Annotated in this window: 25 protein-coding genes, 1 tRNA gene and 2 pseudogenes; 15 read left to right on the top strand and 13 right to left on the bottom strand. The window is 71.9% G+C overall.

The genetic code is table 11. The annotated features are described in order from the left end of the window. Positions 1-3: 3 nt before the first annotated feature. Positions 4-684: a type 1 glutamine amidotransferase gene (locus ACLFMI_RS03325; RefSeq protein WP_410946200.1), complete on the bottom strand. Its 681-nt coding sequence runs from the start codon at positions 682-684 to the stop codon at positions 4-6. A gap of 245 nt (positions 685-929) precedes the next feature. Here ACLFMI_RS03325 and ACLFMI_RS03320 point away from each other — a divergent pair, with 245 nt between their 5' ends. From ACLFMI_RS03320 to ACLFMI_RS03305, 4 genes are all read left to right on the top strand, one after another. After that, positions 930-1,682 (top strand): FadR/GntR family transcriptional regulator, encoded by a 753-nt coding sequence (locus ACLFMI_RS03320; protein ID WP_410946199.1) that lies wholly within the window; start codon positions 930-932, stop codon positions 1,680-1,682. Between the two features lie 287 nt (positions 1,683-1,969). Beyond that, positions 1,970-2,878, top strand: coding sequence for a class II glutamine amidotransferase domain-containing protein (locus tag ACLFMI_RS03315; protein ID WP_410946198.1), 909 nt, complete (start codon positions 1,970-1,972; stop codon positions 2,876-2,878). Next, entirely contained in the window at positions 2,866-3,621 is a 756-nt protein-coding gene (locus ACLFMI_RS03310; RefSeq protein ID WP_410946197.1) for a GltB/FmdC/FwdC-like GXGXG domain-containing protein, read from the top strand. Before ACLFMI_RS03315 ends, ACLFMI_RS03310 begins: the two co-directional genes overlap by 13 nt. Continuing rightward, positions 3,621-4,949: an FMN-binding glutamate synthase family protein gene (locus ACLFMI_RS03305; protein ID WP_410946196.1), complete on the top strand. Its 1,329-nt coding sequence runs from the start codon at positions 3,621-3,623 to the stop codon at positions 4,947-4,949. Before ACLFMI_RS03310 ends, ACLFMI_RS03305 begins: the two co-directional genes overlap by 1 nt. 54 nt (positions 4,950-5,003) lie before the next feature. On the opposite strand, the gene ACLFMI_RS03300 is transcribed toward ACLFMI_RS03305, so the two are convergent. After that, positions 5,004-6,158: an ammonium transporter family protein gene (locus ACLFMI_RS03300; protein WP_410946195.1), complete on the bottom strand. Its 1,155-nt coding sequence runs from the start codon at positions 6,156-6,158 to the stop codon at positions 5,004-5,006. A 34-nt stretch (positions 6,159-6,192) separates the two neighbouring features. Continuing rightward, positions 6,193-7,590 carry a type III glutamate--ammonia ligase gene (glnT, locus tag ACLFMI_RS03295; RefSeq protein ID WP_410946194.1) on the bottom strand — a complete coding sequence of 466 codons (1,398 nt, stop codon included), beginning with the start codon at positions 7,588-7,590 and terminating at the stop codon, positions 6,193-6,195. Between glnT and ACLFMI_RS03290 the strand changes: the two genes are divergently transcribed. The 4 genes and pseudogenes from ACLFMI_RS03290 to ACLFMI_RS03275 all read left to right on the top strand — a co-directional run bounded on the left by ACLFMI_RS03290 (position 7,523) and on the right by ACLFMI_RS03275 (position 10,775). Further along, on the top strand, positions 7,523-8,632 hold the full coding sequence (locus tag ACLFMI_RS03290) for an adenosylcobinamide amidohydrolase (protein ID WP_410946193.1): 1,110 nt from the start codon (positions 7,523-7,525) through the stop codon (positions 8,630-8,632). The genes glnT and ACLFMI_RS03290 overlap by 68 nt on opposite strands. A 156-nt stretch (positions 8,633-8,788) precedes the next feature. Continuing rightward, positions 8,789-9,613: an RCC1 domain-containing protein gene (locus tag ACLFMI_RS03285; RefSeq protein WP_410946192.1), complete on the top strand. Its 825-nt coding sequence runs from the start codon at positions 8,789-8,791 to the stop codon at positions 9,611-9,613. 41 nt (positions 9,614-9,654) lie between these two features. Continuing rightward, a pseudogene (locus ACLFMI_RS03280) lies at positions 9,655-10,164 on the top strand (AMP-binding protein); the annotation flags it as partial. Between the two features lie 95 nt (positions 10,165-10,259). Then, positions 10,260-10,775 carry an AMP-binding enzyme gene (locus ACLFMI_RS03275; RefSeq protein WP_410946191.1) on the top strand — a complete coding sequence of 172 codons (516 nt, stop codon included), beginning with the start codon at positions 10,260-10,262 and terminating at the stop codon, positions 10,773-10,775. Between the two features lie 3 nt (positions 10,776-10,778). Here ACLFMI_RS03275 and ACLFMI_RS03270 read toward each other — a convergent pair whose 3' ends face one another. Further along, positions 10,779-11,423 carry a TetR/AcrR family transcriptional regulator gene (locus ACLFMI_RS03270; RefSeq protein WP_410946190.1) on the bottom strand — a complete coding sequence of 215 codons (645 nt, stop codon included), beginning with the start codon at positions 11,421-11,423 and terminating at the stop codon, positions 10,779-10,781. Between the two features lie 102 nt (positions 11,424-11,525). On the opposite strand from ACLFMI_RS03270, the gene ACLFMI_RS03265 reads away from it, so the two are divergent. Continuing rightward, positions 11,526-12,077, top strand: a complete 552-nt coding sequence (locus tag ACLFMI_RS03265) for a hypothetical protein (RefSeq protein ID WP_410946189.1) — start codon at positions 11,526-11,528, stop codon at positions 12,075-12,077. A 126-nt stretch (positions 12,078-12,203) separates the two neighbouring features. Beyond that, entirely contained in the window at positions 12,204-12,887 is a 684-nt protein-coding gene (locus tag ACLFMI_RS03260; protein ID WP_410946188.1) for a hypothetical protein, read from the top strand. 222 nt (positions 12,888-13,109) lie between these two features. Here the strand turns inward: ACLFMI_RS03260 and ACLFMI_RS03255 are convergent, their stop codons facing one another. The 3 genes from ACLFMI_RS03255 to ACLFMI_RS03245 form a co-directional block, all read right to left on the bottom strand. After that, a complete protein-coding gene (locus ACLFMI_RS03255) occupies positions 13,110-13,364 on the bottom strand; it encodes a hypothetical protein (protein WP_410946187.1) in 255 nt (84 codons plus the stop codon). 322 nt (positions 13,365-13,686) lie between these two features. After that, positions 13,687-14,220, bottom strand: a complete 534-nt coding sequence (locus ACLFMI_RS03250) for a helix-turn-helix domain-containing protein (protein WP_410946186.1) — start codon at positions 14,218-14,220, stop codon at positions 13,687-13,689. A 504-nt stretch (positions 14,221-14,724) separates the two neighbouring features. Further along, positions 14,725-15,609: a helix-turn-helix transcriptional regulator gene (locus tag ACLFMI_RS03245; protein ID WP_410946306.1), complete on the bottom strand. Its 885-nt coding sequence runs from the start codon at positions 15,607-15,609 to the stop codon at positions 14,725-14,727. Positions 15,610-15,797: 188 nt separating this feature from the next. On the opposite strand from ACLFMI_RS03245, the gene ACLFMI_RS03240 reads away from it, so the two are divergent. Continuing rightward, positions 15,798-17,033, top strand: coding sequence for a cytochrome P450 (locus ACLFMI_RS03240; protein WP_410946185.1), 1,236 nt, complete (start codon positions 15,798-15,800; stop codon positions 17,031-17,033). A gap of 1 nt (position 17,034) precedes the next feature. Beyond that, positions 17,035-18,054 carry a 2Fe-2S iron-sulfur cluster-binding protein gene (locus ACLFMI_RS03235; RefSeq protein WP_410946184.1) on the top strand — a complete coding sequence of 340 codons (1,020 nt, stop codon included), beginning with the start codon at positions 17,035-17,037 and terminating at the stop codon, positions 18,052-18,054. Here ACLFMI_RS03235 and ACLFMI_RS03230 read toward each other — a convergent pair. The 3 genes and pseudogenes from ACLFMI_RS03230 to ACLFMI_RS03220 all read right to left on the bottom strand — a co-directional run bounded on the left by ACLFMI_RS03230 (position 18,029) and on the right by ACLFMI_RS03220 (position 18,871). Continuing rightward, positions 18,029-18,292 carry a hypothetical protein gene (locus tag ACLFMI_RS03230; protein ID WP_410946183.1) on the bottom strand — a complete coding sequence of 88 codons (264 nt, stop codon included), beginning with the start codon at positions 18,290-18,292 and terminating at the stop codon, positions 18,029-18,031. The two genes, ACLFMI_RS03235 and ACLFMI_RS03230, sit on opposite strands and share 26 nt — an antisense overlap. A gap of 44 nt (positions 18,293-18,336) precedes the next feature. Further along, a pseudogene (locus tag ACLFMI_RS03225) lies at positions 18,337-18,603 on the bottom strand (DUF6247 family protein); the annotation flags it as partial. A 195-nt stretch (positions 18,604-18,798) separates the two neighbouring features. After that, a tRNA-Ala gene (locus tag ACLFMI_RS03220) sits at positions 18,799-18,871 on the bottom strand. 87 nt (positions 18,872-18,958) lie between these two features. Between ACLFMI_RS03220 and ACLFMI_RS03215 the strand changes: the two genes are divergently transcribed. Next, entirely contained in the window at positions 18,959-20,959 is a 2,001-nt protein-coding gene (locus ACLFMI_RS03215) for a S9 family peptidase (protein WP_410946182.1), read from the top strand. Here ACLFMI_RS03215 and ACLFMI_RS03210 read toward each other — a convergent pair. Together ACLFMI_RS03210 and ACLFMI_RS03205 are read right to left on the bottom strand one after the other, a co-directional pair. Beyond that, the gene (locus tag ACLFMI_RS03210; protein ID WP_410946181.1) at positions 20,956-21,789 is read right to left on the bottom strand and encodes a TrmB family transcriptional regulator; all 834 of its coding nucleotides are present in this window, start codon (positions 21,787-21,789) and stop codon (positions 20,956-20,958) included. The two genes, ACLFMI_RS03215 and ACLFMI_RS03210, sit on opposite strands and share 4 nt — an antisense overlap. A 54-nt stretch (positions 21,790-21,843) precedes the next feature. Beyond that, positions 21,844-22,566 (bottom strand): FadR/GntR family transcriptional regulator, encoded by a 723-nt coding sequence (locus ACLFMI_RS03205; protein WP_410946180.1) that lies wholly within the window; start codon positions 22,564-22,566, stop codon positions 21,844-21,846. 161 nt (positions 22,567-22,727) lie between these two features. On the opposite strand from ACLFMI_RS03205, the gene ACLFMI_RS03200 reads away from it, so the two are divergent. Together ACLFMI_RS03200 and ACLFMI_RS03195 are read left to right on the top strand one after the other, a co-directional pair. After that, on the top strand, positions 22,728-23,252 hold the full coding sequence (locus ACLFMI_RS03200; RefSeq protein ID WP_410946179.1) for a gluconokinase: 525 nt from the start codon (positions 22,728-22,730) through the stop codon (positions 23,250-23,252). Beyond that, a complete protein-coding gene (locus ACLFMI_RS03195) occupies positions 23,249-24,715 on the top strand; it encodes a GntT/GntP/DsdX family permease (protein ID WP_410946178.1) in 1,467 nt (488 codons plus the stop codon). Before ACLFMI_RS03200 ends, ACLFMI_RS03195 begins: the two co-directional genes overlap by 4 nt. Positions 24,716-24,787: 72 nt before the next feature. On the opposite strand, the gene yczR is transcribed toward ACLFMI_RS03195, so the two are convergent. After that, positions 24,788-26,248: a MocR-like transcription factor YczR gene (gene yczR, locus ACLFMI_RS03190; protein WP_410946177.1), complete on the bottom strand. Its 1,461-nt coding sequence runs from the start codon at positions 26,246-26,248 to the stop codon at positions 24,788-24,790. Between the last annotated feature and the right edge of the window lie 79 nt (positions 26,249-26,327).

The raw sequence follows: 26,327 nt of genomic DNA, 5'->3' as shown, positions 1-26,327 counted from the left end.
CCCTCACGCCGCGCGTGGCAGCAGACCGGCTCGCACGAGCATCCGGTCGACCAGCTCGTCGGTCGGCCGGTACCCGCCTCCGGTGCGCTCGCGGGTCTCGGCCACGACGGCGTCCGGATCGAGTCCGAGCCGGACGACTGCATCGCCGTAGCGCGAAGCCCAGGCCCGCACGCTCTCGGCCGTCGCCTCGGGGTGGAACTGCACCCCGAGGTGCGGGCCGTGCACGAACGCCTGCGCGGCACGCGGGCTGCGGGCCACCCCGGTGCTCTCCGGCCCCGGCTCCAACCAGTCGGAGTGCCAGGTCAGCCGGGGTCCGGACGCGACGATGTCCGGGGCGGTGGTCTCGACTCTCACCCAGCCGAGCTCGGGGCCGTCCGGCATCCGGCCGACCCGGCCGCCGAGCACCCGGCACAGCAGCTGGCCACCGAAGCAGATGCCGAAGACCGGGACGCCGATCTCGACCGCCCGCTCCAGCAACGACCACTCGCTGCCCAGGTAGGGCACCGACTCGTCGGCCGCCGAGTCGCTGGAGCCGAGCGGCACGACGAGATCGAACCCGGCGGGCTCGGGCAACCGCCCCGCTCGGGCGTCCACCACGTCGACGGTCGCGCCCAGCTCCACGAGCCGGTCACCGACCAGGCCGGGCGGGGCGTCGGCCTGGTGCTGCACGAACAGCACACGCATCGGAGGGACCCTCCCAACTCCGGGAAGCGGCAGGTGCTCGCCGGGGGCCGGGGCGACGATCACCCGCTCGCCAAGGTGCGGTGATAGAACCATTGCCGAGGCAACACCCCGCGCCGGCGCATGTCAACCCCGTCGCAGCTCAATGATCCCGCTCCCGGTCGGACGTGGCGGGGCACGCTGAAGCCCCGGGGTAGGGTTGGACCATGGCAAGGCGGCCGGTGACATCCACGAAGCTGACACAGGCTGTGGCTGATCACCTGCGCACGCTGATCCACCGGGGCGAGGTCGGACCCGCCGAACGGCTGCCGCCGGAGCGCGAGCTCGCCGAGCAGCTGGGCGTGGCACGCATCAGCCTCCGGGAAGCGATCAAGCAGCTCCGCAACGAGGGATACGTCGAGGTCCGGCGCGGGGCGACGGGCGGCACCTACGTCACCGAGCTCAGCCGGCCGGCGGCCGCGTGGCGTGCCCGGATGCACACGCAGGACGGCGAGATCGACGACATCGTGGACTTCCGGATCGCGCTCGAGACCGAGACCGCGATCCTCGCCGCCCGCCGGCACGACCGGAACGACCTCGTCGTCCTCCAGACGGCGATCGACGCGCTGCGCGACACCGACGGGCGGGCGACGTTCCGCCAGGCCGACTCGCAGTTCCATCTCGCACTGGCCCGGGCGGCCCGCAGCGATCGGCTCGCGGAGGCGATCGAGGCCTCGCGCGGTGACCTCTTCAGCCCGCACGACCTGCTGCCCTTCGCCGAACCGGTCGAAGAGACGCTGCGGGACCACCAGCAGATCCTCGACGCGGTGGCCGCGCGGGACGGGGACGGCGCGGCCCGCATCATGCGTGAGCACCTGGACAGCACCCGCGCCCAGCTCCGGCGGATCGTGTTCGGCGACGAGGACGGCTCGGCCGACTCTCCGGACCACGGACCCGCCGCGCATGCCACCACCGGTTCTCGTGCGCAAGGCCGGGGGAAGGGCACCCGCAGCGCCTCGTAGGCGAATGGGGCCTACGCGCGACCGGCGGTGACGTGGCGACCCCTCGAGCCCGCTCGTCCCATCAGGGTTGACTTTCGTCGGAGTTCGGTGTTGCCTCGGCAATGGTACTAAAACCACACCTTCGAGCCGCCGTCCGGCCATGGCGACGGTCACCGCCGGCGCGCGGCCGACCGCTCGGCGCTGCTCCACGCCGACTCGACGGTCGCCCTCTGACCGGTCCGGAGCAGGCCCTCAGATCATCCCGAGTCCCCGAGCGGCGGGACCGAGCATCGAGAAGGGAGGCCGCAATGTGCGGGATCGTCGGTCTGCACCTGCGGGACCCCGAGCTGTACCCCCGGCTGGGCAGCCTGCTGGAGGCCATGCTGGCCGGAGCCACCGAGCGAGGACCGGACGCCGCCGGAATCGCCGTCTACGGAGACCGGGAGCGCTGCCCGGAGGGCCACGCTGCGGTCTCCCTGCTGGGCGCGCCGGCCGACCCGGCCGCGGACCTGCGTCGGGTACTGCCCGATCTGTCGGACGTCACCGTCCGCCGGTTCGGCGTGACCACGGTGATCACGGCCCCGGTCGACCCGGACGCGCTGGCCGCGGCAGTCAGGGCGGCCGCGCCGGAGGCCACGGTCGTCGGGATCGGCACCGACCTCGTCGTCTACAAGGACATCGGCGACCCCCTCGAGCTCGCCGCGAGCTACGACATCGGCTCCGCGACAGGCTGGCAGGCGCTCGCCCACACCCGGATGGCCACCGAATCGGCGATCACCCCGGAGGGCAGTCACCCCTTCTCGGTGGGGCCCGACCAGTGCCTGGTGCACAACGGGTCGTTCTCCAACCACGCCACCATCCGCCGGGCGCTGCGCCGCGAGGGCATCGAGTTCGACTCGGAGAACGACACCGAGGTCGCAGCCCGGTTCGTCGCAGCCTGCCTCGCCGACGGTGACGGCCTGGAAAAGGCCGATCTGGAGAAGGCGCTGCACCGGCTCGGCGAGGCGTTCGACGGCTTCTACACGCTCCTGGTCACCACGGCCGACGGGTTCGCCGTGGTCCGCGACGAGATCGCCTGCAAGCCCGCGATCGTGGCCGACCACCTGCGCTGGGTGGCGATGGCATCGGAGTTCCGGTCGTTGGCCGTGCTGCCCGGGCTGTCCGAGGCCACGATCTTCGAGCCCGAGCCGGGGAAGGTGTACGCATGGCAGCGCTGAGGAGGAGCCCGGAGGCGGGCGCCGACGGCAGGACCACGACGCTCGACGGAGAGGCCCATGTCGTCGACCTCGCCTCGTCGTCGGTGCGCGAGCTCAACGCCGAGCTGCACTCGCCGACCGCGCGACGCTACCGCGTGCAGTCACCGCGGGGCGCGCACGCGGTCGCCGTCGGCATCGATGACGACATCGACGTCCACGTCGAGGGCGACGTCGGCTACTACTGCGGCGGGATGAACCAGCGCGGCCGGATCGTGGTGGACGGTATGGCAGGTCCCGGACTCGGGGAGAACATGATGTCCGGCACGATCCGGGTGCGGGGCGACGCCTCGCAGTCGGCCGGGGCCACGGCGCGCGGCGGTCTGCTCGTCGTGGAGGGCAAGACCTCGATGCGGTGCGGCATCTCGATGAAGGGCGTGGACATCGTGGTCGGGGGCGACGTGGGCTCGATGAGTGCGTTCATGGCCCAGGCCGGACGTCTCGTCGTCTGCGGGGACGCCGCTGACGGGCTCGGGGACTCGATCTACGAGGCCCGGATCTACGTCCGCGGGAAGGTCGGCGAGCTCGGCGCCGACTGCGTCGAGAAGGAGCTGCGCGACGAGCACCGCGTCGAGCTGGTCGAGCTGCTCACCGCAGCCGGGATGACCGACATCGTCGAGGACACCGGGGCGCTCGGCGAGTTCCGCCGGTACGGATCGGCGCGCACGCTCTACCACTTCACCAGCGAGCACGCGGGGAGCTACTGATGACCTCACCTGCCGACCGGGGACTGCGCGAGTCCGCGACGTTCGACCGGGCGACGATCGCCGGCATCCAGCACGCGGCGGAGACCGGCGTCTACGACATCCGCGGCTGGGGAGCCAAGCGGGCCGTCCCCCACTTCGACGACCTCCTCTTCCTCGGGGCGTCGATGTCCCGGTACCCGCTGGAAGGCTACCGGGAGCGCTGCGACACCGACGTCGTACTCGGCGACCGGCACGCACACCAGCCACTGCACCTGGCCACCCCCGTGACGATCGCGGGCATGAGCTTCGGGGCGCTGTCCGCGCAGGCCAAGGAGTCCCTCGGCCGCGGCGCCAGCGAGGTCGGCACCTCCACCACCACCGGGGACGGAGGGATGACCGAGGAGGAGCGCGGGCACTCGAAGACGCTCGTCTATCAGATCCTGCCCAGCCGCTACGGGATGAACCCCGACCACCTGCGCGCGGCCGACGCCATCGAGGTCGTCCTCGGGCAGGGCGCCAAGCCCGGTGGCGGCGGCATGCTGCTCGGCCAGAAGATCTCCGAGCGGGTCGCCGAGATGCGCACGCTGCCGGCCGGGATCGACCAGCGCAGCGCCTGCCGGCACCCGGACTGGACCGGGCCCGACGACCTCGCCATCAAGATCATCGAGCTCCGCGAGATCACGGACTGGCAGAAGCCGATCTACATCAAGGTCGGCGCGACCCGCACCTACTACGACGTCAAGCTCGCCGTCGCGGCGGGTGCGGACGTCATCGTCGTGGACGGGATGCAGGGCGGGACGGCGGCCACCCAGGAGGTGTTCATCGAGAACGTCGGCATCCCGACCCTCGCCGCGATCCCGCAGGCCGTGCAGGCGCTGTCCGAGCTCGGCATGCACCGCAGGATCCAGCTGATCGTCTCCGGCGGGGTCCGGACCGGCGCCGACGTCGCCAAGGCGATGGCGCTCGGCGCCGACGCCGTCGCGATCGGGACGGGGGCGCTGGTCGCGCTGGGCGACAACCACCCCCGGTACGCCGCCGAGTACGAGAAGATCGGCTCCGCCGCCGGCTACTACGACGACTACCAGGAGGGCCGGGACCCGGCCGGGATCACCACGCAGGACCCGGAGCTGTCGGCGCGTCTCGATCCCGTCGAGGGCGGCCGACGGATCGCGAACTACCTGCGGGTCCTCACGCTCGAGGCCCAGACCATCGCCCGCGCCTGCGGGAAGAGCCACCTGCAGCACCTCGAGCCGGAGGATCTCGTGGCCCTGACGATCGAGGCATCGGCGATGGCTCGGGTGCCCCTGGCGGGGACCGACTGGATCCCCGGGCGGACGCCCGGGTTCTGACGCCCCGCGGGGCGGCCACCCCGGATGGTGGCCGCCCCGCGGTGACGTGCCCGGCTACCGGTCGGCGGCCTCGGCCGCCCGCGTCTCCTCGATGTCGAGCGCCTCGGCGTCGTCGAGCATCGCGGCCGGCCGCGGGAAGAGTCGCAGGACCAGCCCCGTGATGACACCGGTGATCATGGCGATGACGAAGGTGCCGGCGATCGCCGCCCACTGGGCCGGCGGAGCGCCGGCGACCACGATCGCCGCCAGCGCACCGAACACGCCCGGCGTGCCGTGCAGGTTGTGGACCCCCATCGTGTCGAGGACGCCGGTCTTACGGACCAGCCAGTCGTTCAGGTAGAGGAACGACAACGTCGACACCACGCCGCCGATCGCGCCGATCACCCAGGCCTGCCAGGGCGAGGCCAGGTCGACCGTCGCGCCGATCGCCACGCCGCCGGCCAGGATCGCGTACGTGTACGCGAGTGGGTCGATCTTGCGCCGCAGCACGTACATCAGCACATAGGCCGACAGCGTCGACGCCATCAGCGCCAGGTAGGTGTTGATCATCCCAGGAATGACCTGATCGGGCGGCAGCAACGCGGTGACGAACGAGGGCCAGAGTACGAACAGGAGCATGCTCGCCAGCCACACGAACGACACGCTGTGGGTGCTGGTGTGCATCGGTTCCCCGACGACCGCCTTGTTGCGCAGCCCGAGGATCACGCCCCAACCCCAGTAGGCGGCGAACATGTGCACCAGGATCGAACCGCCGGAATCGAGGACCCCGTCGAGGAACTCGAAGATGAACCACTCGTTCACCATGTAGGCAGGGACGAACAACACCCCGGCCAGCAGGAAGTGGATCGTCGATATGTGCCCCAGGAACACCCCGATCGCGAGGACGAGGGTGATCGAGGCGAATGCCCCGAGGATCACCGCCTCGATGTCGAGCGGGTTCCCCAGCACCTCCGTGTACCCGATGAGGTACAGCGGCCAGCTCACCGAGAGAACCAGCAGTGTCGCGAGGCACACCCCCCATTCGTAGCGGCGGATGAACAGCATCAGGAAGGCCACGAGCATCAGCATCAACAGGACGTCCTGGCCGCGGTGGAACTGGAACAGGGCGGCCTCCTGACTGCCCTCCTCCGCAGCGAAGGCCACTCCCACACCGAGCATCATGAGCAGGACCGCGCCTGCGCCGACAACGACTGCACGAACGAACACCATTGTTCTGTCCTCCGTCGACCTCGTCACCGGTCGGTCATGGGAACTGCAGGTAGCGATCGACCTCGTGTGCGGTCACGACGTCGTTGATGGCATGGAACTCGTCCTGCTTGAGACGTGCGTAGTAGTCGACGAAATCCTCGAAACCGCCACCGGGACTTCCGTCCGGTCCGTCCGTCGGCACCTTGCCGAAGGCCTCCCTGAAGACGTCGTCCTTCTCCAGGTAGTGCACCGCCTCGATGAGGCTGTTCGGCAGGACCCCCAAGCCCTGCCGGCGCAGCTGGCCGGGGCTGAACTCGTAGAGGTTCGCGGTGTTCGGTTCACCGATCTCGAGACGACGCTCGATGCCGTCCAAGCCGGCGGCCAGAGCCGCCGCGAAACCGAGGTACGGGCTGCCGGAGAAGTCCGGCGTACGATCCTCGATCGCACCCTGACGTGCCACCCGCAGCATCTGGGTCCGGTTGTTCCCGCCGTAGGTCATCGACACCGGCACCCAGGTCCGGACCGCATCCGTACCGGCCTTCAACCGCTTGTAGCTGTTCACCGTGGGTGCGACCAGCGCGGCATAGCCACGGGCGTGATCGAGGATGCCGGCCGCGAACCGGTAGCCGAGCTCGGAGAGCCCCAGGCCACGAGAATCGTTGGGATCCGCGAAGAGGTTGGTCTCGGTCTCCCGGTCCCACAGACTCATCGTGTAGTGGAACCCGTTACCGGTATTGTCCGTGAAAGGCTTCGGCATGAACGTCGCAAGCATCCCGTGCTGCTGGGCGACGGTCTCCACCATGTAGCGGAAGAACACGGCCCGGTCCGCCGTTTCGAGGGCGTCCGCGAACGTGACGTTGCACTCGAACTGACCGTTCCCGTCCTCGTGGTCGACCGCGTAGTTCTCCCAGCCCAACTCGCTCACGTAGCGGGAGAGCTGGGTCACGAAATCGTACTGCCGGGTGAGGCCCTTGACGTCGTAGCAGGGCTTCGGCCAGTTGTCCTGCCTGTCGGCGATGACGAGCCGGCCACTCTCGTCCCGATCCACCAGCATGAACTCCGCCTCGAAACCGATCCGGAAATCGAGGCCGAGCCCCCTCGCCCGCTCCACCTGCTGACGCAGGATGTGCCGGGGACAGTAGGGCCAGGCATCGCCCTCGACCCGGGCGTCACCGATCACGTGGGCGAGCCCCGGCTGCCACGGGACGACACGGAAGGACGCCGGGTCCGGAACCAGCTCGATGTCCGGGCTGTGCGGTCCCTGGCCGATCTCCCCCGCGGCGAATCCCGCGAAACCGACGCCCTCACTGAACAGGTCGTCGACCTGCGAGGCCGGAACCAGCTTCGCGTTGGATTTGCCCCGCACCTCACCGAACGAGGCGAAGATGAACTCGATGTCGTTGTCTTCGATGATGCGTCGGACGTCGTCGATCGACTCTGCCTTCTCGACCACGGTTGGCTCCCCTGATCAGATCGAAGCGGCACCCGGGCGACCGCCGGCCCACGGTCGGCGACCACGACGACCGCGACAGGTCGAGCCCAGCACTCCATTGGACCTAGCTACGAACCTTATTGGGCCTAACTGCAGACCATTACAGGACGCTAGCCAGCCACCGATGCACGTGTCAAGGATCACGCGTCCCGTCCGTACGCTCGGCGGCGCAGAGGACCCCGGCCGGCTGCTGCTCGCCGGCAGGCTGCTCATCGCCACCCGGTCGCTGCGGTGCGCCTCGACCAGGAAAGCCGGAGCCGCTCGAACCGCCACGACGGTGGCTGCCCGCCTGCGGCGGCCTGGCAAGATCCAGCAGGTGCGCACGTCTCCGAGACCGCCCGGCTGGACCAGTTCGCTACACCGTGTCGGAGACCGGCCCGTTCTGCGGTGGGAGGCCGACCGCGCGTGGCGGTGCCTGTCGAACGGAGTGCTCGGCGGCGGGATCGGAACCAGCCGTTGGGTCCTGAACGCGACCGTAGCGAGCGACTTCGACGACGACCGGCCGGCCGACTACCTCGCCCAGCTCGCCACGACGGTGGGGCTCACCCCGGACTCCGGGATCGGATTGCTCACCGCGGTCGACGTCCACGCGGCCGTGACCGTCGCCCGGCCCGGGGTGACGATGTGCGTGACCACAGGGGTCGGTCCCCACGCGGCCCTCTGGCCCGCTGTCCGCGACGCTCGGGTCATCGAGCGCTGCCGCGCCGGAACGGTCAACGCGGTGGCCTGGCTCGACCGTCCGGTCACCCCGGACGCACTGGTCAATGGCGTCATCACGGTGACCGAGGCCAAGACGCAAGCGTTCCTGGATGCGGGAATCGCCGGGACGGGCACCTGCACCGACACCGTGACACTGCTGTGCCCCATCCTCGCCGCGGACGACGAGCCGACCCGCTACCTGGGCAGCCGCTCCCCGGTGGGACAGGCGCTCGCGGCGGCGGCACACGCCGCGGTGGCGACCGGCCTGCGCCAGGAGCGCGCCGCCCTCGCCGAATCGACGTGAGCACGACGTCGTCCCCGCCGGCCGGCTGAGACCCGCGGGCACCGCGCCCCCCACTCGGCCGGCGTCGGTGGTACGCACGAACCCGGGAGGACACACATGGCCGTGCTCGCAGCCGGTCGGCGGCACTCCGTCGGCTGCCGGACGGATGGAACGACCGTGGCCGAGGGGAACGGCCGGGCCGGCGAGTGTGACGTCCTCGCCTGGACCGACGTCGGCGCCGTCGCGGCAGGGAACGTGCACGCGGCACGCAATACGGGACGGTCGCACACGGTCGGGCTCCGATCCGACGGAACCGTGATCGCCACCGGCTGGAACGGCGACGGCCAGTGCGAGACCGCGCAGTGGCGCAACGTCACCGCGATCGCCGCCGGTTGGCGTCGAACCCTGGGGATCCACGCGGACGGCACCGTGCTGGCCACCGGGAGGAACGCCGAAGGCCAGTGCTCGGTGACGGGGTGGGGTGAGGTGATCGCCGTCGCGTGCGGCGATTGGCATTCCGTCGGTGTGCGAGCCGACGGCACGGCGGTCGCCACCGGAATCGATCATCGCGGCCAGTGCGGCGTCGGCCAGTGGCGAGGACTCGTCACGGTGACCGCCGGCTCCCTGCACACCGTCGGCCTCAGGACCGACGGCACCGTGATCGCGACCGGACCGGCCGGCCCGAGCGGCTGCGATGTCGAAGGGTGGCGAGACGTGGTGGCCGTGGCCGCGGGCAGCCATCACACGGTCGCGCTCCGCGAGGACGGCCGGGTTCTCGCCGCCGGTGACCACCGGTACGGACAGTGCGACGTCCGGGACTGGCGTGACATCACCGCGGTCGCGGCGGGTTCCACCCACACCCTCGGCGTCGGCACGGACGGCAGCGTCGTCTCCGCTGGGAACAACGCCGACGGTCAGTGCGACGTCCAGGGATGGCACGGGATCGCGAGCAGCCGACGGGACCGATCGAGCCCCAAGTACCGCGGCACCCGGTCCTGCTGACAGGTGCCTGATCGCCCACAGAACGGGGCCCTCAGGAGCCGATGAGGGTGGTGAGCGGGGCGGACGGGGTGTTCCGGGACCCGCCGGCATGGATGGCCGGGCTGCCGGACGTGCGGGAGGCCCTGGTCGGCCTGGTCGGGATCGACCGCGGCGGACGCGAGTCGTTCGACACGCTCCGGCGCGACGGGACGAGTCCTGCTGGGTGCCGACGAGCGACACCTGGACCTCCGTGGGTCCGTCCGGCGCGAGCCGGACCGGGTCGTCCTGGCCACCGTGGTGGCCCTGCACGCGGCGCGGTCGCCGCGATCACCCAGCCCCGGTTCACCGGGCTGGTCGGCACGGCGGCGCCGACGCTGCGGTTCCTGGTCTCCGTCGATCACGACAGCGGGGTCCCGGCCGACACCGACGCCGAGCCGTTCGCGGCCCTGCGTTCCGACCCGGACGAGCAACCGGCGCGGCCCGCCGACCCGCTCGCCGCGTGCAGCGTGCAGTACACCTCGGGCACGACGTCGCGGCCGAAGGGCGTCGTCTGGACGCACGCCAACGCGCTGTGGGGCGCACGTCCCCGTCGTCGGCGACGCGTTCCTGCCCAACCGACCGCTGTCGATGGGCCGGCCCTCGCCGAGCTACGGCATCACGGTGATCCGTGCGGACGGAACGCCGGTGGACCCGGAGGAGACCGGGGAGCTGCTCGTCCGAGGAGGCCCGCGGCCCGTCGATGTTCGCCGAGTACCTCAACCGGCCCGACGCCACCGCCGAATCCTTCGACGACGACGGCTGGTTCGCCACGGGCGACCTGGTCACCCCGCACCCGGATGGGCACCTGAGCTCCGACAGCCGCGCGAAGGACATGCTCAAGGTCGGCGCGGAGAACGTCTCGGCCGCCGAGATCGAGCGCGTCATCGCGGCCGTGCCCGGGGTCGTCGAAGTCGGTGTCGTGGGCAGGCCCGACCCGAAGCTGGACGAGGCACCGGTGGCCTTCGTGCAGGTCGTAGACGGCGCGTCAGCCGAGCTCGCCCGGATCGAGGCCGACTGCGCGCGCCTGCTCGCCGACTTCAAGAGGCCGCGGGCCGTCGCCGCCGCGGACGACACGGCGCGGTCCGACGCGGAGCGCCGCTGGGTCGAGGCCGCACACCGCGACCCGTCCGGGGACGCGATCTGAGTTTCATGGGTCGAGCAGCTGCTCCTGGAGAAGCGCGGTGAGCCACTCCTCGTACTCCTGGTCGGACCAGCCGCAGCCCTCGGTGGCACCGAGGTAGGGCTCGACGCCGGTCAGAATCCAGGCGCGGTCGAGCGCGCGTTGTTCGCCGAGTCCGGGGCGCAGAGCGTGGGCCTGCGCCAGTGAAGCGATCACGGAGCGAAGGCCTTCGCGGCGATTCCGGTTGCCTTCGTCGCGTAGCTCGGTGATCGCGGGGTCCCCTGCGGCGCCGTGGACTGCCTGGATGGTCGTCTTGCTCGAGGAGAGCAGCACGGTCGTCCATCGCGCAAAGGCGGCCAGCTTCTGGTGCGGGTTCGTCTCCTCCGCGACGCGTCGCGCCCAGGCGGCGGCGTCGGCGTCGCGTTCCATCTGTGTCAACAGGGCCCGCACGATCGCACCCTTGGAGCCGAAGGTGGCGTACACGGTCGGCGCCGCCACGCCGGCCCGCTCCGCGATCCGCGCGACGGTCGTGGCCCCGAAGCCGTGCGCGGCGAACAGCTCGCGCGCGGCCATGGCGATCCGCCGCCGGGTCTCGGCGGCGCGTTCCTCCCGGACACGGGAACGGTACGGCCGGCTCGCGCCACGGTCTGGGGTGTCGTCGGAAGTACCCACTGTCGGACCTCCCAAATTCGATATAGTCAACTATATCGACTCGTGCTAGCTTCGGTCGAGCAGCCAGGACTGAGCTGCGCCACCACTCGAACGGGAGCGCCGATGCCAGGCCAGCGGATCGGATCGGTGATCGCCGCGGTGTTCGGGCTGATCTACGTGCTCGTCAACTCCGGACCGCTCCCGACACCGTGGACTCTGACGTGTCGCGTGCTGGCCGCGATCGCCTCCATCGCGGTGCTCGTCGCGGTCTTCCGTTCCGGTCTGCGACCCCGACACCGCGGCGGACAGCAGGGCCGGGTGTTCGGTCGCGCGTACTGGTTCGTGGTGGCCGTCGAGTTCGTGGCGCTGTTCGGCGGTGCGCGCCTGCTCAGCGGCCCGCTCGACGCCCCCGAAGCCGGGGTCGCCTGGGTCTCGCTGGTGGTCGGCACGCACTTCTTCGCCCTCGCCGTCGTCTTCGGACAGCGGTTCTTCCACGGGCTCGGCGGTGTGATCACCGGGTGCGGCGTCGTCGGCTTGGTCCTGGCGGCCACCGGCGCGGGAGAGCCGGCGATCGCCCTGGTCGCCGGCGTGCTACCGGGCGCCGTCCTGCTCGGCTTCGGCTGGTGGAGTGCGCGTCGCGCCGAGCCCGCCACGGGGCAGACGACGAACGCATGATCGGCCGGTAACCGCGTCGCATCGCGCGCCAGTTGTCCGACCTGGCGCAGACATCGGTAGCCGGGTCATGGCCCAGCGGGCTTCGGGACGGCTCCCGACCACCCGGCGCGGATCGCCTCGCTGTGCATGGTCAACACGTTCGCCGACTGGCGCGCGGATAGCCGCACCCGCCACGTCCGCGTCCCGATCGAAGCCGCGGTCAGCTTTCCGCTCGTGGGCCTGCTCCCGACCCGCGCGTTCGTACGGATGATGGACGGCACGACGACGAAGCTCTCCTCCGCCGAGACACTCGCCGCGCGACCCGGGCTCGTCGACATCTGCCGGGGAGGGTGGTCAAGCCGAACTGTCGGTGGTCGGCGCGACCATCCCACCATGACACCGACCGCCGGCCAGCTCCTCGACGCGTTCCTCGTGTACCGCGAGCGCACCGTCACCGCGCGCACCCTGGCTCGGGATTGCAACGTGATCGAGGAGTTCCGCGAGAGCATCGATGCCGACGGCCCGTGCGTCCTCGACGAGGTCACCGGTCGCCGGCTGCGGCGCGAGCACGGCGGGGTAGGGCTCTCCGACCTGCTCGATGTCGACGGTGTCGTGGTCGCTATGGTCCCGTTCCTCCACCGGCTGGCCGGAGACGAGCAGCGGCTCGCGGGCCTGGTCCTGCGCCAGTTCGTGTCCTGGCTCGACGCTCGGCGTCAGCTCGACCGATGTGCCTACATGTCGCTGCTGACCCTCACGCGCGAGTGTGCGCCGCCCGCGCGTTCGACCCGTAGGCCTCGCTATCGCCCACCCGGCGGGCGACGACCGTGGTAAGGGCAGGAGAACCGCTCTGGCAATGGGTGGAGCTGAGGGGGATTCGGAGCCCAGCAGGGCCGTGAGCAGTAATAACAGTTCGGCCCGGCGGTCTCATCTGCCGCACCGGCCGCACCACGCGACGGCGGTTCGCACCATGCACGACACCACGGAGGTCGACCATCCTAGGTCGCGGAAGGATCGGCAGCAGTGCTGTGCAACCGACGTCGATGGCCCGGTCTGTCAGCTACGTCGTACGTTGCGGCGGACCTCCGCAGCGAACTTCGGCACTCCGGCGCGGTCGAGCGCCGTGCACAACTCGCCGACGGTGCTGGGCCCGTGGATCAAGACATACCGGTTTGCCTGCTGCTCGAGGCAGTGCAACACCGGAGCCGGGTAGAGGTCGAGCTGGTCGAGCAGGAAGTCGTCGGGGCTGACCACGCTCAGGTCGAACAACTTGACCGCGTGCTTCGGGAAGTCCTTGAGGTTGGCCGTCACCAGGACTTCGGCGTTCGCGCGGACGGCCGCGGAGGACGTGGCGGTCCTTCTCGTCGCACGTCATTCCGTCGATGAGGTGCTCGTAACCCGATACCTCCGCGTCCGGGAACGCGGTGCGCATCCGGTCGAGCCGGTGTGCGATCTGCTCGGGCGTCATCCTCGTGTCGCGGTCGAGCGCCCGGCCCAGCTCGTCCAGGATCCCGCGGGACCACAGGGGGCGGAACGTCCTCGCCGCCGCCTGGGTGAGCAGGGTGTCGGCGAGGTACTGCGGGAACAGCACGCAGGTGTCGAGCAGGGCCGGGAACGCCACCGTGATCGTCGATTATCGAGTGGGCCGCGGTGTTGCGGTGGACGTGTACAGGTCGTGCTCCGCGGCTTCGGTCACCAGGTCGTCGAGCTGCTTCCTCTGCTCGACGCGCGCTCGCTGCTGATAGTCCAGGACGTCGGTGAGCAACACACGCCGGTGCCGACCGCGCTGCTCGTACGGGATCTCACCGTCCCCGAGCAGCCTGACCAACGTCGGTCGCGAGATGCCGAGCATGTCGGCAGCCTCCTGCGTGGTCAGACGGGTGTGCTGCGGCATCACCGTGATCGCGAGCCCATCGGCCATCGCCTCCAGCACCTCCCTCAGTACTCGGTACGCCTCCGGCGGAAGCTCCCAGCTAGCACCACCGGGGCCGAGCAACGTTGCCGGACCTTCTGCTGCCCGCATCGCCTCCACCATGCGCTGCAGCTGCTCAGGCTCGTCTGGCGGCAGCACCGTCCGGTCGTACAGAGTCGCCATGGCGCCCCCTTCCACCGATGCCAGGCTACCACCAATCGAAAAAATCGAAAGCGAAGTCGCGCTGACGTCCACCGTGTAAGGAGATCTGCACGCCGAGTTCGACCGAGGGGACTCCAGAACACACCCTCCAGGTTCCACTCGACGGGATCTCGACCAACATGCGGACCGACTGCCCTCGGCCGCCCGCCGACATCCGGGCAACAGTGCCGCTCCGGTGACCAGAACCGAGCGCCGATCACAGGATGCGCAACTCGCACTACGCCGAAAGCTCCCTGAGCAGCGCAGATCCAACACCCATCGAGTACATCCCGCACGACAGCGACTGTCGACTGCGGACCGAAAGCACGAAAGTGCCTGGTCAAAGTGGGTGGAGCTGAGGGGATTCGAACCCCTGACCCCTTGACTGCCAGGAACTTCGTCGGCGTCACCTACGGCTGCGACCAGCAACAACAGCTCGGTCCCGGGGCCACATCAGCCGCACCGCCCGCATCACGCGACAGCGGTTCGCACCACGATCGGCACCACGTGGAGCGATCGACCAAGGAGACCGGCGGTCTTGCCGCCGAGATCCCACACTCAGCGGCGCGTCTCGGACGGGGAGCAGCCGTAACGCCGGCGGTACGCCGCTGCGAACCGACTCGCGCTCGAGAATCCCCACCGGGCGGCGACCTCGCTGACCGAGAGCCCGGTGTCGCCCTCGATGTCCGCGCGGGCACGTTGCAGCCGGACACCGACGAGGTGCTCGGTCGGCGAGCAGCCCGCCCACTCCCGGAAACCCTCCTGCATGCGGCGCACGCTGGTCCCGGCCAAGCTCGCCATGTCCGCGGCGGTCCACGCCCGAGCCGGGTCGTCGCGGATCGCGTCGAGCACCCGTCCGACCGCGCGCGGGCGCGGCACCGGACCCGTTCCGCGGTCCGGGCAGCTCGCCAGCAGGAAACCGGCCGCCACCGCCCCGGCGAGCTGCTCACGTACAACGGGCTGATCGGCGAAGAACTGCGGTCCGTGCAACTGCCCGGCGAGCCCACCGACCAGCCTTCGCCAGTCCCTGCCGAGGCCCCCATCCACCCCGAGCTGTTCAGGCAGCACCGCGGCGGCACGGACCGGTTCCAGCGCCAGGATCCGCTCCGCCTCACGGTCGAGCCAGCCACGGTCGAACTTCACCCCCAGCACCGTGCAGGTGGCGTCCCAGTGGCTGATCAGCGACGGCGTGTCCGCCCGGAACACGCTCGCCTGACCGTTCACCGAGGTCACGGTGCCATGCCTTCCCCGGCTCACCAGATGGCCGGTCAACGGCATGTTCACCTCGTGGGCGGAGGGATAGTCGCACTCCACCTGGACATCGGCGCCCCAGCCCACGTACCCGATCAGAACCGGGCCGAGGTCGAGCGTCTGCAACGTCAGACGCGGTTCCCGTCGACCAGCGGGAACCGTCAGCTCATGGGGAAAGTACGCATCCGCCACCGACTGCGAGACCCGGTCCCAGTCACGGGGCGGCGCACTACGCCGTGCGGGCACACCTCGATCGTAACCGACCCGGCTGTGCTCCAGGTCTCTCGCGCAATCCGTACCGCCGCCGCGCAGACCGCGTAGTCCGCCCCGTCCACGCGACCTACCTTCTCGCCAACCCGAACAACGAGGAGGCCGCGTCGATGACGACGATGAGCGAGAACACCACCACGCCGGACCTGTCCTGGATCGACGACATCACGATGACGGAGCTGGAGCGCAACCCGTACAAGGCCTACGAGCGCCTACGAGCCGAGGCACCGTTGGCCTACGTCCCGGTCCTCGGGTCCTACGTCGCCTCCACCGCGGAGATCTGCCGCGAGATCGCGACCAGCCCCGACTTCGAGGCCGTCATCACCCCGGCCGGCGGCCGCACCTTCGGCCACCCGGCGATCATCGGTGTGAACGGCGACGTCCACGCCGACCTGCGGGGCATGGTCGAACCCGCCCTGCAGCCGGTCGAGGTCGACCGCTACGTCGACGACCTGGTCCGCCCCATCGCCCGCCGCTACCTCGAACAGTTCGAGGACGACGGGCGCGCCGAGCTCGTCTCCCAGTACTGCGAGCCGGTCAGCGTGCGCTCGCTGGGAGACCTGCTCGGGCTGCGCGACGTCGAATCGGACACGCTCCGAGACTGGTTCGCCAAGCTCAGCCGCTCCTTCACCAACGCGGCCATGACCGAGAACGGCGAGTTCGCCAACCCCGCGGGCTTCGACGAGGGCGACCAGGCCAAGGCCGAGATCCAGGCCGCCGTCGACCCCCTGATCGACAAGTGGATCGTCGAGCCCGACGGCAGCGCGATCTCACGCTGGCTGCACGACGGCATGCCCCCGGGGCAGACGCGCGAGCGCAGCTACATCTACCCGACGATCTACGTCTACCTGCTCGGAGCCATGCAGGAGCCCGGCCACGGGATGGCGTCGACGCTGGTCGGCCTGTTCGGCGAACCGGACCAGATGGAGCAGGTCGTCGACGACCCGGCCCTGATCCCGCGGGCGATCTCCGAGGGCATGCGCTGGACCTCGCCGATCTGGTCGGCCACCGCCCGCATCTCGACCGGGCCGGTCACCGTCGCGGGCGTCGACCTGCCGGGCGGCACCCCGGTGATCCTCTCCTACGGCGCGGCCAACCACGACAGCGACGTCTACGCGGCACCGACCCGGTTCGACCTGCACCGCCCGCCGCTGCCGCACCTGGCCTTCGGCGCCGGGAACCACGCCTGCGCCGGCATCTACTACGCCAACCACGTCATGCGGATCGCCCTGGAGGAGCTGTTCGAGACCATCCCGGTCCTCGAGCGCGACACCTCCGCCGAGTCCGAGTTCTGGGGCTGGGGCTTCCGCGGACCGACCAGCCTGAACGTCACCTGGGAGGTCTGAGATGGGCTTCACCGCGACCGTCGGCGGCCGGGCCGTGCCCTGCGGGGAGGAGCAGCCGATCCTGGACGCTTTCCTCCGCGCCGGGGTCTGGATGCCGAACTCCTGCAACCAGGGCACCTGCGGCACCTGCAAGCTGCGGGTGGTCAGCGGTGAGGTCGACCATCACGACTCCCCCGCCGACACCCTGACCGACGACGAGCGTGCCGACGGCCTCGCACTGGCCTGCCAGGCCCGGCTCCGCTCGGACACGGTCGTCGAGAGCACCGGGGCGGCGGACGGCAGGACCACGCACCCGCTGCGTGACCTCGTCGCCACCGTCCTGGACCTCGAGGAGATCGCCCGCGACACGCTGCGCCTGCGCCTGGACCTCCCCGAGCCGCTCGCCTTCGACCCGGGCCAGTACGTGGAGCTCGTCGTACCCGGCACCGGCGAGCGACGGCAGTACTCGCTGGCCAACACCGCCGACGAGGACAAGGCCCTGGAACTGCACGTGCGTCTCGTCCCGAGCGGGGTCGCCACCGAGGGATGGATCTTCGACGGCCTGACCCCCGGGGACCGGGTCGAGATCACCGGCCCGCTCGGCGACTTCGTCCTCCCCACCGAGGACGACGGCGGACCGATGGTGCTCATCGGCGGCGGCACCGGGCTCGCCCCGTTGCTCGGACTGGTCCGGACGGTGCTGGCCCGCGACCCACAGCGGGAGGTGCTGCTCTACCACGGCGTCCGTGGTGCGTCCGATCTCTACGCCCTCGACCTGCTGACCGAGCTCGCCGACGCCCACCGCCGGTTCCGCTTCGTCCCGGTGCTCTCGCACGAGCCACCGCCCGACGGCAGGGAGCACCGCACCGGGTTCCCCACCACCCACTTCGTCGACGACGTCGCGTCGGCCCGGGGATGGTCGGGGTGGCTGTGCGGGCCGCCGGCGATGGTGGAGGCGGGTGTGAAGGCGTTCAAGCGACGGCGCATGGCCCCGCGCATGATCCACCGCGAGAAGTTCACACCGGCCGACGCGGCATCCTGACATGGCGCCGGTCAGTTGCACACTCTTCTGGAGCGACCGCGTCGACCTGCCGCATGGGTCCTTCGGGGATCGCGTCGTTGTAGGGACGTCCTCCGTCAGGCGCGACCTCCAGAGCTGCAAGGACGTCCACATAGCCGAGCAGCGCCTGTCGCGGCAGGTAATCGAGCTGACCGTCGACCACGTCGTCGGGGATAATCCGATACACGTCAGAAGTCGAGCCGGCGATTGAGCCAGCCACGATGGGCCTCCACCGACACAGCGTCCGGATTGTGCCGCTCCCGTCGTGATCGACCGGGCCTTGTCCAGCAGCCGCTGGTGAACGTGCGCTCCGCGATGCTGGGTCTGTACGGCGATGCGGTGATAGGCGCGCGGGACATCAAGCACACCGGTGAGGTCGAGGCTGTCAGCGGCCTCGACCAGCACCGAGCGGTAGCGACGTTCGAACTCCGCGCGCTCCTCGCCGACAAGCGCGTCCCGGATCGCCTCGGGCGTCGCGTCCGGCGCGAGCGCCGGCACCGCAGCGCCGTCCGAGAATGCCTCGGCGGTCATCCACCAACCATGGGCCAACCCGCGTGCGACAGGTACGGCACAGCGACAACCGCACATCTCGATCACAGCATGTGCAGCTCGCACCACGCTGCACCCCCGCTGACCAGCAGGTTCCCTGCCACCTGATGCAACACTCCCACCACGACAACTATCGGGAGTGGACAGAAAAGGACCAACGTGCCTGGTCAGAATGGGTGGAGCTGAGGGGATTCGAACCCCTGACCCCTTGACTGCCAGTCAAGTGCGCTACCAGCTGCGCCACAGCCCCTTGCGACACGAGGAACAGTACACGGGCCGCTGACGGCCACGGAGAAGGGGGGTGCCCCTCCCGCGCCGCGCCCCTAGCGTGCGGCGGATGCAGCCCCGCGACATCGGACGACTGATCACCCTCGGCTCCCCCGCGGTCTCCCCGGACGGCAGCCGGATCGCCTTCACCCTCCGCCGGGTGGACCTCGAACAGGACTGCTACCGCACGTCGGTCTGGCTCGTCGCGGCCGACGGGAGCAGCCCACCGCGGCAGCTGACCGGGTCCGAGCACGGCGACGCCTCCCCCGTCTGGTCCCCGGACGGCGTCCGGCTGGCGGTCGTGACCGGCCGGGACGGCGGCGGGTCGGCATTGCGGGTGCTGCCGGTCGGTGGACCGGGCGAGCCGGTGGTGCTGTGCGAGCGCCCGGAGACGATCACCGAGCCGGCCTGGTCGCCGGACGGGACCCGGATCGCGTTCGTCTCCCGGGAGCGCACCGCGCGCTGGGCCGAGGGCGACGACGACCGCGCCCGCGGCCCGCGCCGGATCGACCGGCTGTTCTCCCGCCTCGACGGCGAGGGCTGGATCATCGACCGGCCGGCGAGCGTGTTCGTCGTGGACGCGGCCGGGGCCGGCACCCCGCGGATCGTCGCGGGCGGCCCGTACGAGCACGCCAATCCGGCCTGGTCGCCGGACGGGCGCACGCTGGCCGTCGCGGCCGCCCGGGGACCGGACTGGGACCTGCGCTGCCTGCCCGGCATCCACCTCGTCGACGTGGACGCCCCCGATCCGGATCCCCGGCCGCTCACCACGTCGGGCGCCGAGCACGGCTTCCCCGCCTACTCCCCGGACGGCACCCGGATCGCCACGCTGTCCGCCGACGAGCACGTGGCCACCCCGGCACACGGGTACCCGACGGTCGTCGACGTCGCGACCGGGCAGGAGCGCCGGGTCGCGGTCTCGCTGGACCGTCAGTGCCGCCCGTTCCCGGCCGCCCGGGCCCCGGTGTGGGACGGCGAGTCGTTGCTCTTCACCGTCGAGGACCGGGGCGGGGTGCACCTGTACCGGTGCGGGACCGCCGACGGCGACCGCCCGCAGCGGCTGCTGGGCGGGGCCCGGGCGGTCGCCGCGTTCGACCGCGCCGCGGGCACCACCGCGGTGCTGCTGGGCGACCCGACCCGGATCGCCGAGCTGCACGTGCTCGACCCGGACGGCGAGCCGGTCCGCCTCACCGGGCTGGCCGACGCCTTCCACGCGGCGGTGCCCGCGCCGCCGCCCGGCTACCTCGCCGTCCCCTCCCCGGCCGGGGACGGCGACGTCGACACCTGGGTGCTGCTGCCGGAGGGCCGCGGCGGCGACGGCCCGCTGCCGGTGCTGCTCTCGGTGCACGGCGGCCCGATGACCCAGTACCCGTCCGCCTGGTTCGACGAGTTCCGGATGTGGGCGGCGGCCGGGTACGCGGTCGTCTGGTGCAACCCGCACGGCTCGACCGGCTTCACCCAGGCCTGGGCACGGTCGATCCGGGCGCCCGAGGCCGAGGTCGCGCCCGGCACCGGCTGGGGCGGGATCGACGCCGCCGACGTCCTGGCCGCCCTGGACGGCGCGCTCGCCACGTACCCGCAGCTGGACCGGACGCGGGTCGGCGTGCTCGGCGGTTCCTACGGCGGGTACCTGGCGAGCTGGCTGGCCGCACGGCACGCCGACCGGTTCGTCGCGGCGTGCAGCGAGCGCGCGGTGAACAACCTGGAGTCGAACGAGTGGCACTCCGACTCGGCGGGGCTGTTCCACTGGCAGTTCGGCGTGACCCACCTCGACGACCCGCAGCGGTGGCGGGCGATGTCGCCGGCGACCCACGTTCGCGACATCGGCGTCCCGATGCTGCTGCTGCACTCCGAGGACGACCTGCGCTGCCCGCCGGAGCAGGCCGACGCGCTGTTCGTGGCGCTGCGGATGCTCGGCAAGCCCGTCGAGTACTGGCGCTTCCCCGGCGAGGGCCACGACATGTCCCGGTCCGGCGCGCCGCGCAACCGAATCCGCCGGGCACAGATCATCCTGGACTTCTTCGGCCGGCACCTCGGCGGCGACCGCCCGGACGAGCTGCCGCCGGGTTAGCTGCGTGGCCCCGGTGGGTCGGGGAGGTCGCGTAGCCGCTCGATGCCCGGGTCGTTGCCCCAGAACTCGGCGAAGCCCCGATCGGCGTAGTGGTCGGCGACCCGGTGCATCGCGATGTCGTGCCGCACGTAGTCCACGGCCAGCAGCACGGCGGCCGGATCGTCGGTGTAGAGGCCCCAGGTCCGGTCCCCGGCCAGCCCGCCGATCACCGCCTTCGTCCGGTCCGCGGCGACGACGAGCAGCCGGCGGCCGAGGTTCGCCTCGACGGTCTCCGGGCTGGAGTAACGGTGCTCGGTGGTCCAGCCGACCGGGTCGGCGTCGCGGCCGAACACGACGGTGGCGACCTGCACGCCGGTCTGCTCCGCGTCCCGGACGGCCGGCTTGAGCCCGGCCAGGTCGTCCGGCCAGCCGGACACGAACAGCTCCGCCGTCGCCCCGACGACGACGTCCCGGGCCCGGTCGACCAGGGCCGCGCGCTCGTTCAGCGAGTGCACCATCCGCACCTGCTCGGGCGAGGCCAGCCCGGGCAGGTCGGCCTCCAGCGTCGCGACCGAGGAGTCGAAGTCCCGGCGCATCCGATCCAGCAGCGCCTCCGGCGGCAGCGGCACGTACCCGACGCCGTCGTCGTCGGCGCGCACCTCGTAGGCCGCGCCCCGCCCGACCAGCTTCCCGAGCGTCTCGTAGACGGTGCTGCGGGGCACCCCGGACCGCTTGGCGACCTCGTACCCGTTCACCGGTTCACCGGCGGCGACCAGCGCCACGTAGGCCTTCGCCTCGTAGCCCGACATGCCGAGGTTGCGGAGCTCCTCGACGACGCGCTGCTGCGGCATTGCGAGATCCTCTCACTCGTTCGGCGGTCCCTCGGCTCGGGTACCCCGGATCACTCAGGACGCCGGCCCGGCACCCGCCCGCATCGCGGCGGCCGCCTCGGCGAGGATCTCGCGCATGGCCGACTCGGCCGCCGCCGCGTCGCCGGCGCGCACCGCGTCGGCGACGTCACCGTGGCGCCGGATCGCGAGCGGCTCCGGCCGGGCGGGCATCAGATGGTGCCGGGTCCGGCCGGCCAGCACCTCGGCCACCACCCCGTCCAGCGCGGCGAGCATCTCGTTGCCGGACGCGGCCAGCAGCGTCCGGTGGAACCGGACGTCGGCCGCCAGGTATGCCTCCAGGTCCCCGGAACGGCCGTGCACGGTCATGTCCAGCACGGCCCCGACGAGATCGCCGCACTGTTCGGGGGTGGCCCGGGCCGCGGCCAGCGCGGCGGCCACCGGCTCGACGCCGTGCCGCAGCTCGGACAGCGACCGCAGCTGGTCGTCCCGGTCCGGGCCGTCCAGCCGCCAGCGGATCACCCGCGGGTCGTGCACGTTCCACCGCTCGCGCGGCGCGACCGTCACCCCGACCCGGCGCCGGCTCTGCACCAGGCCCATCGACTCGAGCACCCGCACTGCCTCCCGGACGACGGTCCGGGACACCCCGAACCGCTCGCCCAGCTCGTCGGCACGCAGCACCTGCCCGGGATCCAGCTCACCACCGGCGACGAGCGCACCGAGCCGGTCGAGGACGTCGGCGTGCAACCCGCCCGCCGCACCCGCCCGGTCTGTCGCCACCGGGGCGATCCTGGCACACGAATGCCTACCCGCAGTGCGTATCCACATATCTGAATCGGTCCGGCCTTGAATACGTAGTACTTATCGCGCAGGCTGAACGGGCCTGCGGCCGGGTACCCGGCCCGCGTGCCGGAGCCGCCACCCCCGAGGGAGCCGATGCAGTGACGCAGCAACCCGCCCCGCCCCTGGTCGTCGTGATGGGGGTGTCCGGCTCCGGCAAGTCCACCGTCGGCGCCGCCCTCGCCACCCGTCTCGGGGTCGGCTTCACCGACGCCGACGACCTGCACCCCGCCGCCAACGTCGCCAAGATGCACGCCGGCGTCCCGCTGACCGACGACGACCGGTGGCCCTGGCTGGACGCGGTCGGCGCCGAGCTGGCCCGGCACGCGGGCACCGGCCTGGTCGTCGCCTGCTCCGCGCTGCGCCGCAGCTACCGGGACCGGCTGCGCCGCCACGCACCGCGCACGCTGTTCCTGCACCTGGCCGGGGACCGCGCGGTGCTCGCCGGGCGGATGGGTCACCGGCAGGGCCACTTCATGCCGCTGGAGCTGCTGGACTCCCAGCTCGACACACTCGAACCGCTGGGCCCCGACGAGACCGGCGGCACGCTGGACCTGGCGGGCGCCGTCGACGACCTGGTCGCGCAGGGCGCAGCGGTCGTGGCCCGGGCGGAGGGCCCCGCATGAGCCCGTTCACCTCCCCCGCCCTGGTCCTGGCCGCCGAGCAGGCCGCCCCGGTCGCCTCCGGAGGCCGCCTGCTCACCGCCGCGCTGGTCGGTATCGCCGCGCTGGTCGTGCTGATCACGCAGTTCTCGCTGCACCCGTTCCTGGCGCTGACGATCGGCTCGCTGCTGGTCGCCGCGGTCGCCGGGATGCCGATGGACGACGCCGTCGACGCCTTCTCCGAGGGCTTCGGCGACACCGCCGCCGACGTCGGCACGCTGATCGCACTCGGGGCGATGTTCGGCAAGCTGCTCGCCGACACCGGCGGCGCGGACCGGATCGTCGACACGATCATCGCCCGGTCCGGGCCGCGGTCGCTGCCGTGGGCGATGGCGCTGGTCGGCGCGCTGATCGGGCTGCCGATGTTCTTCGAGATCGGCCTGGTCATCCTGATGCCGGTGATCTTCCTGGTCGCCCGCCGCGCGCGGATGTCGGTGGTCGCGATCGGGATCCCGGCGCTGGCCGGGCTGTCCGCGATGCACGGGCTGGTCCCGCCGCACCCCGGCCCGCTGGCCGCGATCGGCGTGCTGAACGCCGACCTGGGCATCACGCTGCTGCTCGGCGTGCTCGTGGCGATCCCGGTGATCGCGCTGTCCGGGCCGCTGTTCGCGAAGCTCGCGGCGCGCTGGGTGGACGTCGCGCCACCCGCCCTGTTCGAGTCGAGGATCGCCGCGGGCGCCACCGGCACGCCGACCGGTGACTCCGGCCCGGACAGCGACGCCGCGGACACCGACACCCGGGACCCGGACGGTCCGGTCCGGCGGCCCGGGTTCGGGATCACGCTGGCCACCGTCCTGCTGCCGGTCGTGCTGATGATGGGCAAGGCGGTCGGCGACGTCGTCGCGGCCGAGGGCAACCCGGTGCGCTCGGCGCTCGACTTCGTCGGCACACCGCTGGTCGCGCTGCTGCTGTCGGTGCTGGTCGCGGTGTTCACCCTCGGCGCCGGGTCCGGGATGGGCCGCCGGGCGGTCATGGCGACGGTCGAGTCGTCGCTGCCACCGATCGCGGGGATCGTGCTGATCGTCGCGGCCGGTGGTGGCTTCAAACAGACGCTGGTCGACACCGGCATCGGCGACCTGATCGCCGGCTGGGCCACCGGCGCCGGGATCTCCGCGCTGCTGCTGGGCTGGCTGGTCGCCGTCGCGATCCGGCTGGCGACGGGCTCGGCGACGGTCGCCACGGTCACCGCGGCAGGCATCCTGGTACCGCTGCTGCCGACCCTGGACCCAGCCCAGACCTCGCTGCTGGTGCTCGCCATCGGCGCCGGTTCGCTGTTCTTCTCGCACGTCAACGACGCCGGATTCTGGCTGGTCAAGGAGTACTTCGGGCTCACCGTCGGGCAGAACATCCGGACCTGGTCGATCATGGAGACGGTGATCTCGGTGTCCGGCCTGGTGCTGGTGCTGCTGCTGGACCTGGTCCTGTAGCCGGTGATCGCAGGCCCGGTGTCGATCGATGCCACCGATGGCACGGATCGACACCCGGACGACGATCCCCCTTCAGACCACCACCCCGGCGCGGTGCCCGTCCGCAGAGGCCGCGCCGGCGCCGTCGCGTGCGGGGTCGCCGACCTCGTCCGCGACCCGGCGGAGCCGGCGGACCGCCTCGGCCAGCACCGGTTCGGGGTGGGTGAAGGGCAGCCGCAACCGGTCGTCGAAGGCCCGGCCGTGGCCGAACCGCGAGCCGGGCGCGAGGGCCAGCCCGTGCCGGGGCGCGGCCGCCGCGAGCGCCGACGACACCGGTGCACCGAGGTCGCACCACAGGACCACGCCGCCCTCGGGCGGGACGACCCGCCAGCCCGGGAACGCGTCGGCGAGCAGCCCGACCAGCGCGTCCCGGCGGTCCCGCAGCCGCCGTGCCCGCTCGGCCCGGATCACGTCGAGGGCGTCCAGCACCTCGACCCCGATCAGCTGCTCCAGTACCGGCGGGGCGACCTGGGCCCGGGCCAGCCGCCGCCGCATCCGCGCCGCGGGTTCGGCCGCCGCCCGGACCCAGCCCAGGCGCAGCCCTCCCCAGGCGACCTTGCTCAGTCCGCCGACGGTGACGGCGTCCTCCTCGCGCGGGGCGTGCGCGGCGCACGGCAGCGCCGGTACGGCCCCGGTGCGCAGGTCCAGCTCGGCGAACGTCTCGTCGACCACGGCGACGACGTCCTGGCGGGCCAGCCGGTGCAGCAGCCGGGCCCGGGCGTCGTCGTCAAGCAGCGCGCCGGTCGGGTTCTGGAAGTCCGCCATCAGGTACGCGGCCCGGGCCGCGGTCTGCCGGGCCGCGCGGGGCAGCGCGGCCTCCGGGGCGTCCCGGTCCAGCGCGACCGGGACGACGCGGGCCCCGGCGTCGGTGATCACGTCCAGCGCGCTCGGGTAGGTCGGGTGCTCGACGAGAACCCGGTCACCGGCGCCGGCCAGCGTCCCGAGGGCGGTGCCGATCGCGTGCAGCGCCCCGCCGGTCACCACGATCCGGTCCGGCTCGGTGGGCAGCCCGCGGGCGGTGAAGCGGGCCGCGATCCGCTCCCGCAGCGCGGGCAACCCGTCCGGGCCGTAGCCGTGGGAGGCGAGCTCGGCGTCGAGCCGCTCGACGGCACGGCGCACCAGCTGTGGCATCGCGTCCGGCGCGGCCGGCGCGGCGTGCGCCAGGTCGATGACGCCGGGACGGGCCGGGCCGGGCACCCAGGCCCCGTCGGCGCCCGAGGCGCCGTCCGGGAGATCCGGGAACCGGACCCAGGTGCCGGAGCCCTGCCGGGCGTCGGCCCAGCCGTTCGCGCGCAGCTCCCGGTAGGCGTGCGTGACGGTGATCCGGCTGACGCCGAGCACCCCGGCCAGCGACCGCTCGGCCGGCAACCGGGTGCCCGATGGCAGCCGGCCGTCCGCGACGAGCACCCGCACGCCGTCCGCCAGGGCGCGGTAGGCCGGGCCACAGGCGTCCCGGACGTCGCCGAGCAGTTCCCCGAGCTTGCGCGGATCCATGGCCACTTCCCATCGATTGGACCGATGACATCGAGCCACTGCACCGGGAAGCATGCCATTTCGTGACGATCGACGGGAC

Origin of the sequence: Pseudonocardia nantongensis, assembly GCF_046546495.1 — a bacterium.
GTDB lineage: Bacteria > Actinomycetota > Actinomycetes > Mycobacteriales > Pseudonocardiaceae > Pseudonocardia > Pseudonocardia nantongensis.
Note: the sequence above shows the minus strand (reverse complement) of the source record. Positions and strands in the feature narration are given on the sequence as shown.

Coding starts and splice junctions, on each gene's coding strand:
- ACLFMI_RS03325 (WP_410946200.1), bottom strand. CDS start 684: ATGCGTGTGCTGTTCGTGCAGCACCAGGCCGACGCCCCGCCCGGCCTG.
- ACLFMI_RS03260 (WP_410946188.1), top strand. CDS start 12,204: ATGGTCAACACGTTCGCCGACTGGCGCGCGGATAGCCGCACCCGCCAC.
- ACLFMI_RS03210 (WP_410946181.1), bottom strand. CDS start 21,789: ATGCCGCAGCAGCGCGTCGTCGAGGAGCTCCGCAACCTCGGCATGTCG.
- ACLFMI_RS03300 (WP_410946195.1), bottom strand. CDS start 6,158: ATGGTGTTCGTTCGTGCAGTCGTTGTCGGCGCAGGCGCGGTCCTGCTC.
- ACLFMI_RS03240 (WP_410946185.1), top strand. CDS start 15,798: ATGACGACGATGAGCGAGAACACCACCACGCCGGACCTGTCCTGGATC.
- ACLFMI_RS03310 (WP_410946197.1), top strand. CDS start 2,866: ATGGCAGCGCTGAGGAGGAGCCCGGAGGCGGGCGCCGACGGCAGGACC.
- ACLFMI_RS03215 (WP_410946182.1), top strand. CDS start 18,959: ATGCAGCCCCGCGACATCGGACGACTGATCACCCTCGGCTCCCCCGCG.
- ACLFMI_RS03315 (WP_410946198.1), top strand. CDS start 1,970: ATGTGCGGGATCGTCGGTCTGCACCTGCGGGACCCCGAGCTGTACCCC.
- ACLFMI_RS03235 (WP_410946184.1), top strand. CDS start 17,035: ATGGGCTTCACCGCGACCGTCGGCGGCCGGGCCGTGCCCTGCGGGGAG.
- ACLFMI_RS03290 (WP_410946193.1), top strand. CDS start 7,523: ATGAACTCGATGTCGTTGTCTTCGATGATGCGTCGGACGTCGTCGATC.
- ACLFMI_RS03265 (WP_410946189.1), top strand. CDS start 11,526: ATGCCAGGCCAGCGGATCGGATCGGTGATCGCCGCGGTGTTCGGGCTG.
- ACLFMI_RS03305 (WP_410946196.1), top strand. CDS start 3,621: ATGACCTCACCTGCCGACCGGGGACTGCGCGAGTCCGCGACGTTCGAC.
- ACLFMI_RS03195 (WP_410946178.1), top strand. CDS start 23,249: ATGAGCCCGTTCACCTCCCCCGCCCTGGTCCTGGCCGCCGAGCAGGCC.
- yczR (WP_410946177.1), bottom strand. CDS start 26,248: ATGGATCCGCGCAAGCTCGGGGAACTGCTCGGCGACGTCCGGGACGCC.